11 protein-coding genes are annotated in these 15238 nt (G+C 48.6%); 7 read left to right on the plus strand and 4 right to left on the minus strand.

Going from position 1 to position 15238, the window contains the following annotated elements; genetic code table 11:
* The first annotated feature begins 7 nt into the window (after positions 1-7).
* Positions 8-1813: a M61 family metallopeptidase gene (locus IE064_RS16670; RefSeq protein WP_189618830.1), complete on the plus strand. Its 1806-nt coding sequence runs from the start codon at positions 8-10 to the stop codon at positions 1811-1813.
* Between the two features lie 58 nt (positions 1814-1871).
* On the opposite strand, the gene rdgC is transcribed toward IE064_RS16670, so the two are convergent.
* Positions 1872-2786: a recombination-associated protein RdgC gene (gene rdgC, locus IE064_RS16675; protein ID WP_189618831.1), complete on the minus strand. Its 915-nt coding sequence runs from the start codon at positions 2784-2786 to the stop codon at positions 1872-1874.
* Between the two features lie 290 nt (positions 2787-3076).
* Between rdgC and IE064_RS16680 the strand changes: the two genes are divergently transcribed.
* The 4 genes from IE064_RS16680 to IE064_RS16695 all read left to right on the plus strand — a co-directional run bounded on the left by IE064_RS16680 (position 3077) and on the right by IE064_RS16695 (position 7468).
* Positions 3077-4009, plus strand: a complete 933-nt coding sequence (locus IE064_RS16680; protein ID WP_189618832.1) for a porin — start codon at positions 3077-3079, stop codon at positions 4007-4009.
* A gap of 246 nt (positions 4010-4255) precedes the next feature.
* Positions 4256-4945, plus strand: a complete 690-nt coding sequence (phoB, locus tag IE064_RS16685) for a phosphate regulon transcriptional regulator PhoB (protein WP_133038144.1) — start codon at positions 4256-4258, stop codon at positions 4943-4945.
* Between the two features lie 74 nt (positions 4946-5019).
* Positions 5020-6312, plus strand: a complete 1293-nt coding sequence (phoR, locus tag IE064_RS16690) for a phosphate regulon sensor histidine kinase PhoR (protein ID WP_189618833.1) — start codon at positions 5020-5022, stop codon at positions 6310-6312.
* A 187-nt stretch (positions 6313-6499) separates the two neighbouring features.
* Positions 6500-7468: a PstS family phosphate ABC transporter substrate-binding protein gene (locus IE064_RS16695; protein ID WP_133038146.1), complete on the plus strand. Its 969-nt coding sequence runs from the start codon at positions 6500-6502 to the stop codon at positions 7466-7468.
* A gap of 72 nt (positions 7469-7540) precedes the next feature.
* Here IE064_RS16695 and IE064_RS16700 read toward each other — a convergent pair whose 3' ends face one another.
* Positions 7541-8440, minus strand: a complete 900-nt coding sequence (locus IE064_RS16700; protein ID WP_189618834.1) for a LysR family transcriptional regulator — start codon at positions 8438-8440, stop codon at positions 7541-7543.
* 194 nt (positions 8441-8634) lie between these two features.
* On the opposite strand from IE064_RS16700, the gene recN reads away from it, so the two are divergent.
* Entirely contained in the window at positions 8635-10296 is a 1662-nt protein-coding gene (recN, locus tag IE064_RS16705) for a DNA repair protein RecN (RefSeq protein WP_189618835.1), read from the plus strand.
* A 95-nt stretch (positions 10297-10391) separates the two neighbouring features.
* Here recN and IE064_RS16710 read toward each other — a convergent pair whose 3' ends face one another.
* Together IE064_RS16710 and barA are read right to left on the minus strand one after the other, a co-directional pair.
* Positions 10392-10991 carry a YjaG family protein gene (locus IE064_RS16710; protein ID WP_133038149.1) on the minus strand — a complete coding sequence of 200 codons (600 nt, stop codon included), beginning with the start codon at positions 10989-10991 and terminating at the stop codon, positions 10392-10394.
* A 4-nt stretch (positions 10992-10995) separates the two neighbouring features.
* Positions 10996-13767, minus strand: coding sequence for a two-component sensor histidine kinase BarA (gene barA, locus IE064_RS16715; protein ID WP_189618836.1), 2772 nt, complete (start codon positions 13765-13767; stop codon positions 10996-10998).
* A 93-nt stretch (positions 13768-13860) separates the two neighbouring features.
* On the opposite strand from barA, the gene rlmD reads away from it, so the two are divergent.
* A complete protein-coding gene (gene rlmD / locus IE064_RS16720) occupies positions 13861-15195 on the plus strand; it encodes a 23S rRNA (uracil(1939)-C(5))-methyltransferase RlmD (protein WP_189618837.1) in 1335 nt (444 codons plus the stop codon).
* Positions 15196-15238: the final 43 nt, after the last annotated feature.

Raw genomic sequence — 15238 nt, forward strand, 5'->3', positions numbered from 1 at the left:
ATTACGAGTGAAAATCAGCAGTTTGTCAATGCTGTCGTTAACCTCGTTGCTGGCATTGGGAAGCGTGTCTCAGGCCGCAGCAGAGGTGCAGTATCAGATAGATATATCTTCTCCAGAACATCATACGGCCAATGTGCGGGCATTATTTCCGGCGACGGAAGGTAACGTGCTGCAACTGAATTTACCTATCTGGCGTACCGGTCGTTATCAAGTATTACCTCTAGCGGACGGGGTGCGGCATTTTGAAGCGCGAGATGCTGCCGGTAAAGCGCTATCCTGGCAGCGAACTGACGTTGGCGAATGGCAGATAAATCTCGAACAGCCGACCGCTGTCACCATCTCTTATCAGCTGTATGCCAATGAACTTGGGCAGCGCGTGCGACATATCGATGCAACCCATGCATTTTTGGATGCCAGTGGCACCTTGATGTACAGTCCAAATTTGCGTCAAGAATCGGTACAGGTGGCATTGACTGTGCCTGCAGGTTGGCAGAGCTTTTCCGGTATGACGCGTCTGGGACCACAACAGTTTAGCGCTGCAAACTATGATGTGCTGGTGGACTCTCCTATTGAAACCGGCATCAGCCAGCAACGCAGCTTTGACGCTGATGGCAAGCGTTATCAATTGGTGGTATGGGGAACAGGAAACTACAACCTAGAGCAGATAGTGGGTGACTTAAAAAAGGTCACAGCGGCCTCACAGGCGATTTGGGATGGCTATCCTTTCGATAACTACGTGTTTATGGTGCATGCCACCAATGGTGCTCGTGGCGCCACTGAGCATATCAACTCGACGGTTATTCAGTTGCCGCGGTTTAATTTTCGCGAGCGCAACGATTACCTGCGTTTTGTCAGCACGGCGGCACATGAGTTTATTCATACCTGGAATGTTAAAGCTTACCGCCCTGATGCGATGGTGCCCTATCGCTATCAGCAGGAAAACATGACGCCGTTATTGTGGATTGCTGAAGGTTCTACCAGTTATTTCCAGAACCAGTTGTTGCTGCGTGCAGGCGTGATAACACCTAAAGAGTTTTTGGACGATCTGGCAAAACGCATAGATGCCAATCAGCACACACCTGGCCGCGAGGTGCAGTCTGTGGCAGCCGCCAGCCTGAATCAGTGGACCAGTCGTGGTGGTGATTATGCCGTCAATAATAGCGTGAATATCTATTCGGAAGGTTATATGGCGTCGCTGGCGCTGGATTTTTCGCTATTGCATGACACCGAGCTTAAAGCTTCTTATCGGGATGTGCATCGGCGGTTATATCGAGATTATCGCGTACCCAAAGGCTACGATGTTGCAGACGTACAGCAGATCCTGCAGCAACTGACTGGCCGTGACTATCATGATTGGTGGCAGCAGCATATCGACGCACCATTGAGCCTAGATTTTGCCGCATTACTGGCGCAGGCCGGATTGCAACTGAGTTATGGCAATGACAGCAAAATGCAGCCCTATATCGGCGTTACTTTAGGTGACAGCCTAACGCTGAGCCGGGTTGCGCGTAATAGTCCCGCTTGGCAAGCAGGGCTTGATGCGGGTGATGAACTGCTGGCGTTGAACGGGATCAAGCTGACGGCGGAAGGTTTTAGTAAGCGACTAAATGATTTTCAGGCAGGAGAGACAATAACCCTGACGCTGTTCAGCAATGACACGTTGGTAACCCGTCAGGTGGTGCTGGGACAACAAGCGTCAGGAAAGCTGCAATTGCAGCCCGTAAAAGGGGCCTCTGGACGTCAAAAAGCTTTTTTCAAGGCCTGGTTGGGAATCGATTGGCCATTTGATAATAAAGGCAACTTCAAGAACTGATTGCTGATTCGCCGTCCAAGAAAAAGGCGCTCAAGGCGCCTTTTTTGTGGATGACTACTTACAGTGCTGCATCGTCCAAGCCACCGAGGGCATTGACTAACCCTAGCACGAGCGCTAACAGTTCATTACTCATCAGCGCAAAGTCGGCATCGGCTTTAGCGGCGGGATCTTCTCCCGCGACATCATCGGTTTGTGCACGGAACTCTTCCGCAAATTTTAGACGTTTTACGCTGGCATCAGACTGTAATACAAACGCAATTGATTGCTCAAAATGTAGTGCCAGTTTGTGCACCTGTTTCCCGGTTTCGAGGTGCGCCAGCACTTCTTCTTCGGCAAGATCTTGTTGCTTGAATCTGACGATGCCACCTTCATCACTGGCAGACTTCAGCTCTGCTTCATCCTGAATTTCAAAAGGTGCCGGAGCATGACCTTGTTTCAGCCATTCTGTCAGTTGTACTTCAATTGGGGTTTTGACACTCACAGGGACTACTGGCAGTGAGCCTACCGCTTTGCGTAACAGTGCTAGCAACTCTTCTGCTTTATTGGCACTGGAACTGTCTACCAGTAACAATTGCTGTTCCGGCAACAGCAGCGCATGGATCTGGCTGCGGCGCGAGAAGGCTCTGGGCAATAAAGTGCTGGTAATATCTTCTTTTAGCGACTCTTTTTCTTTTTTGGTAATCTTGCGCTGTTCCTGATCTTCTAACTTGGCTACTTGCTCGTCCAGCGCTTCGCGGATCACTTGTGACGGCAGAATCTTTTCTTCTTTGGTGGCGCAGATTAGATAACTGTTATTAGCCGCATGCACCAACGTTTGCCCTAGCTTGCCCAGTGCGTTGCTAAAACCAAATTTGCTAATGTCTTGGCTGGAACATGGCGAAAACGGGTAACCGGCAAGCGCTTGCTCCAATGCTTCGACGGTGATGGCGAACGGTTTGTTGAAACGATACAGGGTGAGATTTTTAAACCACATAACCACGGCTCTAATAAAAATAAAGCCGCAGTGTAAGCCATCCTGACCAGAGGGTAAACCATAGCAGTAGCACAGAGTTCCTCAGGCAAAACAGATTTAACCAAATTGTCATAAAGCTCGGATAATCCTGACAAACCCCGCCGTTAAAGGATTTTTAGGCGCGCCAACTATGTTGCCAAATCGTTGTCACACAGCCGCGAAAAAAATGAAATAAAACTGCAACAAGCTCATTGCACACTTGCGCTCGTTCCAAACCAATAACCAAGACGAGAGAACGTCGAAAGGAAACAATGATGAACGCATTTTGCAAAACCCTACTCGCTTCTGCCATCGCTGCTGCCTCTGTTGCCTCTGCACATGCGGCTGATCCGTTGACCGTTTACGGTAAACTGAACGTGACTGTTCAGAACAACGACGAGAACGGTAAAGACTCTGTGACTTCGGTACAGAGCAACGCCTCTCGCTTTGGCGTTAAAGGTGATTATGACCTCGGTAATTCACTGTCAGCTTTCTACACCGTTGAGTATGAAGTTGCCACAGATAGTAGCAGCAGCAACAACTTTAACGCACGTAATCAGTTTGTCGGTTTGAAAGGCAACTTTGGTGCTATCTCTGTTGGTCGTAACGATACCATGCTGAAGAACTCTCAGGGTGGTGTGGATCAGTTCAACGATTTGTCCGGTGACCTGAAATCCCTGTTCAAGGGTGACAACCGTATGGCACAGACTGTGACTTATCTGAGTCCGTCAATGGGCGATTTCCGCTTTGGCGCGACTTATGCGGCTGATGCTGATAGCGCTCAGGCTGGCGACAATGGCTTCTCTTCTGCTTTGATGTATGGCGATGCCAGCCTCAAGAAAACACCGATATATGCAGCCATTGCTTATGACTCTAAAGTCAAGGGCTATGATGTTTTGCGTGCGTCTGTTCAGGCAAAACTGGGGGATTTCAAACTGGGCGGTATGTACCAGACTCAGGAAAAATCTGAAGGTGACAACGACAGCACCAATGGTTATTTGGTAAGTGCGGCGTACGATATCAAGGAAGTGACCTTAAAAGCACAGTATCAGGATATGGAAGATACTGGCGATTCCTGGTCAGTAGGCGCTGACTACAAGCTGGCTAAACCAACTAAGCTGTTTGCTTTCTACACCAGCCGCTCAATGGATAACGAAGCGGATGATGATAAATACTTCGGCGTTGGTCTGGAACACAAGTTCTAAGATTAACGATCGTGCATGAGCCAGTCATAAGACTGGCTTTTTTTTGCCAATGTTATTGTGACATTTTGACGATATTAATGACGGCTTTTAGCCATGATGTTATGGCATTTTTCACTAAGACCATCTTTATTTCGGTTTTTTATGACACAATAATGGCAAATAACCGGGCTGTGTGACACTGTTTCATAATTTTGTCACAAATCTGACCAATAATAGCAGCGTGTTAATTCACTGACAGAAACGCTTATGACCGCAAGGATTTTGATTGTCGAAGATGAGCTCGCGATCCGCGAGATGCTTACCTTTGTAATGGAACAACATGGCTTTGCTGCCAGCGGCGCCGAGGACTTTGATTCAGCCATGGCACTGTTGAAGGAACCCTATCCAGACCTTATCTTGCTGGACTGGATGTTCCCAGGTGGCAGTGGCATTCAGTTTGCGAAGTCGCTAAAGCAGGATGAATTCACCCGCAAAATTCCTATCATCATGCTGACCGCCAGAGGTGAAGAGGAAGATAAGGTCAAAGGACTGGAAGTCGGTGCCGATGACTACATTACTAAGCCTTTTTCGCCGAAAGAGCTGGTGGCGCGTATCAAGGCTGTATTGCGCCGGGCTGCGCCAACTCGCTTGGAAGACACCATTGAAGTGCAGGGGTTGATATTGGATCCTGTCAGCCATCGGGTCTCTGTGGGAGAGTCGGTGCTGGACATGGGGCCAACAGAGTTCCGCTTGCTACATTTCTTTATGACACATCCTGAACGGGTGTATAGCCGCGAACAGTTACTGGACAATGTCTGGGGCACCAACGTTTATGTGGAAGACCGTACCGTTGATGTACATATTCGTCGCCTGCGCAAAGCCATTGAACCCTCCGGTCACGACGGTTTGATCCAGACTGTGCGTGGTGCAGGTTATCGCTTCTCCACTCGTAGCTGAATATTCCGGGATGGGCACATCGCTGTTTTTGCGCTATCTTGTGCCCCATCTGCCTGAATTCAGGGCCTTCTTTTATGTTTGACGCATACTCCGGCTATCGGCTGTTCTCCAGACTGGTACTGTATCTGTTGAGCTGCCTGTTATTAGGGCTGGTGTTTGGTCACGTGCTGCTGGTGTTGTGTATTGGCGCCTTTCTGATGCTGGCGTGGCATTATCGGCAACTGATGCGGCTTAATTACTGGTTATGGAAAGATCGGCGCCTGACCCCACCACAGGGCAGTGGTAGTTGGGAAGGGGTGTTTAACGGTATTTATCGTCTCCAGGGAAAAAATCGTAAACGTATCAGTCAATTGGCCGGATTGTTAGGCCGTTTCCGTCAAGGTGCAGAAGCGCTGCCAGATGCGGCTGTAGTGCTTGATTCCAGTCTGAATATTCTATGGTGCAATAAGTTAGCGCAACTGATGCTGGGGTTGGTATGGCCTCAAGATAATGGGCAGCGCGTTGACAACCTCATTCGTCATCCGGATTTTTCCGCGTATCTGAAAAAAGGCCGTTTTCAGGAACCGTTAGAGCTGTCCTCGCCGGTGTCAGAAAAACGCTTGCTGGAAGTGCGCTTAATGGCCTACGGCGATCGCCAATTGCTGCTAATTGCTCGCGATATTACCCGCGTAAGGCAGTTGGAAGGGATGCGCAAAGAATTTGTAGCGAACGTTTCCCATGAACTGAAGACGCCACTGACAGTGTTGCAAGGCTATCTGGAAATGATGGAAAGCATGGCCGATGCCAAAGATCCTAACCGCAAAGCATTGCAACTGATGCAACAGCAGACCGGGCGGATGCAGTCAATGGTCGAACAGTTACTGATGTTATCAAGGATTGAGGATTCGGCAGAGATCAATCTAGAGAACGTGGTTGATATGAACAAAATGCTGGCGGTGCTGCGCACTGAGGCAGAAGCCTTGTCGCGCGAGCGTTATCAACTGACGTTCGACTTTGATACCAAACTGCATGTGCATGGTAATGAACTGCAGTTACGCAGCGCTTGTTCCAATCTGATATCCAACGCAATTCGCTATACTGACCCCGGTGGCACCATAGAGATTAGTTGGAAAAAAGTGGCAACTGGTGCCATGTTCAGTGTTCGTGATAGCGGTATTGGTATTCCGCCGCAGCATATTACCCGTCTGACGGAACGATTTTACCGCGTTGATAATGCCCGGTCGCGGCAAACGGGGGGCTCTGGGCTTGGTCTCGCCATTGTGAAGCACGCGTTGAACCATCATCACAGTGAGTTAGTGGTGATGAGTGAACCGGGGAAGGGCAGTACTTTTAGCTTTGTGATCCCGCAACATTTGCTGGCACAGTAGCGACGGTAATGACCTCATAATGGTCATTAGTGTCGGTAAAATTATTTGCTGTTGATTTTATTGATTATTTAGCTTTCATTTAACTCGGTCTATGTCATGTAACTGTCATCAAATGATCATAGAATCTTCACGGTATTGACCAATACTGACGGCAGATAACTATGGCGTCACTTTACTGGAGCAAATCATGAAACTGAAACAGCTTGTAGGCGCGATGACCCTGACCGCCGGTTTATTCTCTGCAACTGCAATGGCTGCAGTCGACCCCGCGTTGCCTGACTACGAAAAAACCAGCGGTGTTTCCGGTAATTTCTCATCGGTTGGCTCCGATACTCTGGCGAACATGATGACGCTGTGGGCCGAAGGGTTCAAGCAGATGTATCCTAACGTCAATGTGCAAATCCAAGCGGCGGGTTCATCTACTGCCCCTCCAGCATTGACCGAAGGGACTTCTCAGTTTGGCCCCATGAGCCGCGCAATGAAGCCCAATGAAGAAGAAGCTTTCGAAAAGCACTATGGCTACAAGCCCACTCGTATCCGTGTCGCTATCGATGCTTTGGCGGTATTTGTTCATAAAGACAATCCGATTAAAGGGTTAAGTCTGGAACAGGTAGATGGTATTTTTTCCTCAACGCACAAATGCGGTTCCGCTGATTTGACTCGCTGGGGAGATGTGGGGTTGCAAGGAAATTGGGCGACCAAGGATATTCAGCTATATGGCCGTAACTCAGTGTCCGGGACCTATGGCTTCTTTAAAGAGCACGCGCTGTGCAAAGGTGATTTTAAGCCCAGTGTCAACGAGCAACCAGGCAGCGCCTCTGTTGTGCAGTCGGTGTCGCAGTCGCTTAACGCCGTGGGGTATTCCGGTATTGGTTACAAAACTGCCGGTGTGAAAGCTGTTGCCATCTCGAAAAAGGGTGAGGAATATATTCCTGCTACTGCCGAAAACGCAGCAACCGGCACCTACCCGTTGTCACGTTATCTGTATGTTTATGTGAATAAACATCCTAATCAGGAACTACCACCAATGCAGCGTGAATTCCTGCGTTATATCCTGTCGAAACAAGGGCAGCAGATAGTGGAAAAAGACGGCTACGTGCCACTGCCAGGGACTGTGATAGCGAAAGATCTCGCCAAGGCCGGTATCAAGTTGTAAATCGCTATCGCTGCTACTGCGATAGCCTGTAAATAAAAACCGTCAGTTACGACGGGTTTTATGTTTTGATACTCAGTCTTTCATCGAAAACAGTTTGTCGGCTCTGGATTGCATAAATTCAATAAATAGTCGGACTTTTAGCGGTTGTTGACTGCGCTGATGATACAACAACGAAATACGCCGCTTTTCACAACGCCATTCTGGCAGCAGAATTTGCAGTTTGCCTTCACGTAACTGCTGTTTTACAAACAGCTCTGGGCCGTAGAGGATCCCTCCGCTAAGTTCCGCCGCGCGAATGGCGCCATTGAGATCGGTCAGCGTCAGATTGGCCGGTCCATCGTAATAAAATGCATCACCATTGGCATGCCGCAGCGTCCAGTTGAAAAAGGGCCAGGCTTTAATGATCTTATGTCGATGTAACTGCTGTGGATGCTGTAATGCCGGAGCATGGCGCAGATAATCTGGTGATGCCACCATCCGATAGTCCAATACTCCCAGAGAGCAGGCGATCCAAGAGGAATCAGGTTGGGTGCCGCCAACAATGGCTACGTCAATGGCTTTATCAACTAGATCAAACTCTTCATTGCTTTGCGCTATATGCAATTGGATATCTGGGTACAGTTCGCAAAACTCCGAGAGACAACCAATAAGCAGATTAGCAATGATGGAAATCGGCGCTGCCAGTCTTAAGGTTCCTTCCGGTCTTTCCGGACTACCGCTGTGGCTGAGCGCATCAAATTGCGCGACCACTTCTTGGTACTTCTGATATAACGCCAGTCCTTCTTCAGTAAGGCGCAGTTTACGGGTGCTGCGCATCAGTAACTGCTGATCAAGTTGTTCTTCCAGTCGTGCAAGTTTGCGGCTGACAGTCGCTATTGGCATCTGCAACTGACGCGCCGCCGCAGAAAAACTTCCGGCATTTACCAGGTGGACAAACAGGTAGATGAGCTGGAGTTCCAGAGATGACTGCATAGTATTAAGGACTCAAACTAGGCGCTAAGACAGAGCCCCATAATAGCGGATTGCTTGAACAGTTTGATAGCGTGATAGTGAGTCGACTGTAATATTCACTGAACTTCCTAGACCAGCATAAATAATGTGCGGCTATTTACTGTATAAAAAATCAGTATATACTGTTCATTAATACAGTGCTTTGGGGATATTTTATGCTTTGCCAACTCAGCATCAACAATTTTGCCATTGTGCGTTTTTTGGAACTGGATTTTCGCGCTGGCATGACCAGCATTACCGGTGAAACTGGTGCCGGTAAATCAATCGCCATCGACGCGTTGGGGCTATGTTTGGGTAACCGGGCTGATGCCAGCAGCGTGCGGCCCGGTGCCGACAAAGCCGAAGTCAGTGCCCGTTTTTCGCTAACCGATGTACCGCAGGCTAAACGCTGGCTGGAAGATAATGATCTGGAGCTGGAAGACGAATGTATCCTGCGCCGGACCATTGGCAATGATGGCCGCTCACGCGCGTATATCAACGGTAATCCTGTCCCCTTGGCTCAGCTTAAGGCCTTGGGGCCATTACTGGTGGGTATTCATGGGCAGCACGCTCACCACGCTTTGCTGAAGAGTGAGCAACAGTTATTGCTGTTGGATAGCTATGCCAATCACCGGTTATTGCTGGATGCCGTCAACAGTGCCTATCAGCGTTTTCGTCATACCGAACAACAACTACAAGAGTTACAACGTTCGCAGCAAGAGCGGATATCTCGCAAACAACTGCTGAGTTATCAAGTGGAGGAACTCAACGAGTTCGGCCTAGGGGAACAGGAATTTGCTGAGCTGGAGCAAGAGCATAAAAAGCTGGCTAATGGTACAGCGTTGATGGAAGCCTGCCAGCAGGGGATTTACCTGCTCAGTGAAGGTGACGAGATGAATATCGAGTCATTGCTGAATAAAGCGGTACATATTGCGGCAGAACTGGAAGGCTTTGATCCGAAGTTAGCATCGGTTGGTCACATGTTGAATGAAGCACTGATCCAAGTGCAAGAGAGTGGCAGTGAGTTGCAGCGTTACCTAGAACGGTTGGAGATGGATCCTGAGGTTTTTGCTCAGATTGAAGCACGATTATCAAAAGCGATGCAATTGAGCCGCAAACACCATGTGCCGCCTGTAGAGTTATACCAGCATCATCAGTCATTGTTGGCGGAATTGAGCACTCTGGATGCCGATGAGTCAAGACTGGAGGAAGTGGAACTGCAGTTAGCCGCGAGTCGAGAAAACTACTTTGTGCAGGCCCAGAAATTAAGCCAAAGTCGGCTGCGTTATGCCAAAGAGTTGGAAAAATTAGTCACTGATTCAGTGCGCGAGCTGAATATGCCAAAAGCCAAGTTTGTGGTGTCCGTGCAATTTAACGAACAACAGATGTCGCTGCATGGCTGTGATGATGTGGAGTTCCGAGTCAGCACCAACCCGGGACAACCCTTGGAGAGCATGGCTAAAGTTGCTTCTGGTGGTGAGCTGTCGCGCATCGGTTTAGGGATCCAGGTGATTACTGCGCGCAAAGTGGCAACACCAACACTGATCTTTGATGAAGTGGATGTAGGGATTTCTGGACCCACCGCCGCGGTTGTGGGCCGCATGCTGCGTTCGTTGGGGGAATCGACTCAGGTTTTATGTGTGACTCACCTGCCCCAGGTCGCTGGTAATGGTCATCAACATATGTATGTCGCCAAACAGAGTAAAGGTGGCATGACTGAGACTTCTATGGTGTCATTAAATCGTGAGCAGAGAGTACAGGAGCTGGCGCGGTTACTGGGTGGTGATATTATTACTGACAATACGCTCGCCAATGCGCGCGAGTTGTTGAATGCCTGAGTTGTTGGGGCCTAAGCGGTGAAAAGGCCGGGAATCCCGGCCTTATTACATTTAGTGTATGGCTAATGGCGTATCGTAGGGAAAAGTCTGCCCCGTCAGTTCAGTGAAATACCAATATTAGATACCCCGTTAGCAACAATCTCTTTACGCAACTCTTTAATAAATACTGCATCTGGCTGCGGTTGTTCTTCAACGATGGTCAATAGCGATTCCTGCAGTTGCCGCTCTTCTTGCATCACCTCATGATCGAACACAAAATCTTCCAGTTGTTGTTCTGTCATCTCGTCAGGCGCAATGGCTTCAATGTAATTGGCGACGGTGGCTGAAGATAGTTTGGAAATATTGATAATGTCATCTTCGACTTTGCTCTCCAATGCGCCGAGTAAAGAGGACAGTGCGACCACTGCGTCCAGTGCTGGATAGACACCATAAACGTCAAAATTCTCCGGCTCTGGGGTATTTTCTTCCAGCTTGGCTAACTGCAATTCAATATTCAGTTTGAGTTTGTTGTCATAAAGCGACTGCCACAACAGTTGCAGTAAGGTTTCCAAAACTGCCGGATTTCCAAAATGACACACTTCAGCAAACAGCTGATAGTTAGGTAGCATGCGTTGACACAGTGCTACGGCAAACAGTTTTTTCTGCGGCAGGCTTAGTGCTTTAAGCCGTTTAAAAAATCCCGCTTTTACATTCATGGGTTCAGTCCGTTACGAATGAGGAGAGTAACTTTTGGGCCGCTGATTCTACCTTAGCCAGTTCATCAAGCAACTCCAGAATTTCCGGCTCGACATCGAGCAGTTGTGCGCCGGTTTTTAAGGCCGATTCTATTATCTGGCATAACTGCTGTAATGTCGGCACCCCAGAGTAGCAGCAAGCACCGTGAAGTTTATGGATAACCGCCAATAATTGCGGTAATTGTTGCTGCTTTAATGCAGTTTCAATGTTTTCCTGGGTTTCTGGAATCGAATTAACCAGCATCTGCAACATCTCCTGCGCCAGCGAGGCTTTGTTGTTGGCTTGTGCTAGACACAGTTCCCAATTGACGATGCGTGGATCGTGCCGTTCAACTTCAATCCCATGATGCCAACGGTTTAATATGGCTTTTAGTGCGATTTCGTCAATGGGCTTAGGCAGATAACCGTCCATACCGCTGTTAAGTATGCGTTCGCGTTCTTCATTAATTGCGTGCGCTGTCACTGCGATGATAGGGGTATTACGATTAAGACTGTCGGCACGAATGGCTGCGGTGGCTTTGATGCCATCCGTACCTGGCATTTGAATATCCATAAAAATCAGATCGAATGCAGTAGCTTTGGCCTGTGTTATTGCCTGTTCGCCATTCGTTGCAGTGTGGACGTCGCTCACCAGTTCACGCAACAAGGTATCAATCAATTTTAGATTTGCCGGATTGTCATCCACCGCCAGTACCGTCATGGTAAGCTTAGGTGCGGTTGGCTGTGCGGGTGGTGCAATAATCACCGGTGCTGGGGCTATCTGCAACTCCAGCATATTCCTCGCAAGTGTGTATTCTCCGACCGGATTGGTCAGCACCAAATCGGTCTGTGGCCGGATAACATTATTCAGCAATTGCTGATCATGACTATCAGTGAGCGCTATCAGTACTTGGGTACAGCGACGCGCTGCATTTAATGTTTTGCTTAATGCGGGAATATCATCATAGTCGTGGCAGGATAACAGCATAAAATCATAAGAAGGGTTTCCCGCTAGCAAGGCATTAAGGGCGGCGGTGCTGCTGACGGTTTCAACCCGCATTTGCCAGTATTGCAGTCGCCTTTGCAATACGGCTGCCGACAGGGATTTTGTTTCAAACAGCAGTGTGCGTTTCCCCGAAAGTTGCTGCAACGGTAGGTGATCCCCCAATGGATAGGGGCTTTGCGCCAAGGGTAGGGTAAACCAGAAGGTCGAGCCTTTCCCTAGCCGCGAAGTGAAGCCTATCTGTCCGCCCATTTGGTTGATCAGGCGTTTGGTAATGATAAGTCCAAGGCCAGTGCCGCCAAAGCGTCTGGAAATAGACGAGTCCGCCTGGCCGAATGCCTGAAATAGCAGTTGTTGCTGTTCTTCTTCGATACCAATACCGGTGTCAGAAACTTCACAATGCAGCTCGACTTGGTCTTCCTGTAGCCCGTTGACATCCACCTTTAGTAACACACTGCCTTTGTCGGTGAATTTGATGGCATTGCCGACAAGATTGGTGATGATCTGGCTGACGCGTATTGCATCGCCGCTGACAGCATCAGGTACATCTGGCATCACATCAACTACCAGTTCCAGTTGTTTATCGTGTGCCTGGGCTGACAATAGCATTACGGTTTCATCAAGGTTTTCACGTAATGAAAATGGCATGTTTTCCAGTACCATTTTGCCCGCTTCCAGTTTAGAAAAATCAAGAATATCGTTGATAATACTGAGCAAATTACTGGCGCTACGTTCGATGGTACGGATGTAATCCAACTGGCTGGCATGCAAAGGGGTTTTTAATAACTGACGAGCGAAACCTATGACACCATTCAATGGGGTGCGCAATTCATGGGACATGTTGGCAAGAAACTCAGACTTAATCCGACTCGCCTCCTGTGCCCGTTTTTTGGCCATGTCGAGTTCAACGTTCTGGATCTCAATCTGTTCCAGTGTCTCTCGTAAGTCAGAGGTGGCTTGATCGATATTCTGCTGCATCTCATCATGGTATTCCGACAATGAACTCGCCATGGCATTGATGCCACGTTTCAGCAAATCGAGTTCGCCGATGAGGTTGCCATTGACACGGGTATCGAGTTTACCTTCACGAATTTTGGCCACTACCCGTACCATTTCGGTGATAGGCTGGGTGACATTTTTCACCAAACGGAAAGTGAACAACAAGTTCAGCTGTACCCCAATTAGCACTATGATGAAAGCCGCTAACGCTGCCCGATGTTGTTCTAACAGCGCCCGTTCTTTATTCAGCAACATCGCTACATAGCCGACAGGTTTGTCGGCTTGGGCTACCCCTGGTACATCATCCAGTGTCAGAAGATTCCCGGTCGCATAGATGGGCGTACGCACAATTAGGCTGTCACCGACCTGTTCAAACTGTGTTTGATTCAGACTGGCGATATCCTGCTGATAACGCATCAGCTCAAAATCTTTATGATAATGGGATGTCACGAACAGCTGGTTATCAGCGTCAAAGATGGCGATGGATTTCACCAATGTGGATTTGTTCAATTGTGCTGCGGCGAGCAATCTTTTTGCGGCTTCGCGGTTATTGCTCATCAGACTTGCTTCACCCGCAATCGCCAACGGCTCAATGATATTGCTACCTTGATCCCGCAGCGTATCTTCCAGTTCATAAAAGCGATTTATGGTAAAATAGGCGCCTAGCAGAATACCCACCAGAATTGTCGGTGCCAACGCCAGCACCAGCACCCATGAGCGCAGGCTGTATTTGGTCATGTAGTTGGTGTTGTTCATCGACAAAGGCTATTCCACAATAGAGTTAAACGATACTAGACTGCCAGAGTTGGCGTCACTTTTACCAGTATTTTTATTGCCCAAGAGAGCTGCATGGCACAATTTTTTAAAGCAAAACCAAAAACATCGGTAATGAATCAGCAAAAGATCCAAGTGACGGCCAATACGTTGGATCACTTGGGTGCTGGGGTTGCACAGTTTAACGGTAAAGTACTATTTGTTCCGGGACTATTACCGGGCGAAACTGCTGACGTAAAACTGACTGAAGATAAGAAACAATATGCTAGGGCGCAACTGCTTAAATTACAGCAAGCATCTACACATAGATGTGAACCCGTATGCGCTTATTATGGCAGTTGCGGTGGCTGTGATTTGCAGCACTTGCAGATAGCGGAGCAGCGTCAATACAAGCAACAGGTGCTACGAGAACTGTTCAGTAAATTCTCCAGTATCGATGAGTTACCGCCGATCGAGGTGTTAAGTGACGCTCCGCTTGCATATCGGCGCAAGGCGCGCTTGGCTACTTGGTATGATAAAGCCAACAAGCGCTTTTTCTTGGGCTTTCGCGCTAAAGAAAGCACTAAAGTGGTTGCGATAACAGAATGTCCGGTGTTGCTGCCAGCATTATCTGCACTGATAAAACCGTTGGCTGCAGCACTGGCGCAGTTGCAGAGTGTTGCCAGCCTAGGCCATGTCGAATTAATCGCTGCCGATAGCGGCGTGCTGGTGGTGTTGCGTATTACCAAAGCCTTGTCAGATAAAGACCGGCAGCGCTTACTAACATTGGCTGAAAATCTTGACTGTCAGCTCGTATTACAAAGTGCTGAAGATGAATATGAGTATCTTCGCGGCACCCAGCCTTTCTATCAATTTACACAGCAAAATTCTTCGCTGACGTTGCACTTTAACCCTGGTAACTTCATTCAGGTCAATGGCGCTGTCAATCGCTTGATGCTAGCTAAAGCCCTGGAATGGCTAGACCCTAAAGCTGACGAACTCATTCTGGATCTGTTTTGTGGTATGGGAAATTTCAGCCTGCCACTGGCAACATCGGGAGCCCGTGTTACTGGCGTTGAGGGCGTACAACAATTAGTGCAGCAAGCCCGCAGTAACGCTGTGGCCGCAGGGATGGACAACTGTGAATTTTTCTGTGCCGATCTCAACGGTGACCTGAGCGGTCAACCATGGTTACAGCAGGTGGATAAGTTGCTGTTGGATCCTAGTCGTGCGGGGGCTTGGGAACTGCTGTCACAACTTCCGTTGTTGGCTCCGCGTTCGTTGGTTTATGTGTCCTGTAATCCGGCCAATTTAGCACGTGATAGTGCAAAGCTGGTGGCTCAAGGGTATCAATTGAGCAAATTGGCACTGTTGGACATGTTCCCGCAGACTCATCACATGGAAGCTATCGCTTTGTTTACGCACAAATAAACAGCAACTTTACAGCGAGTTTGCCCAAAAGCGGCATAAGGGA

The sequence above is a fragment of the Shewanella fodinae genome, assembly GCF_014651955.1.
Taxonomy (GTDB): domain Bacteria; phylum Pseudomonadota; class Gammaproteobacteria; order Enterobacterales; family Shewanellaceae; genus Shewanella; species Shewanella fodinae.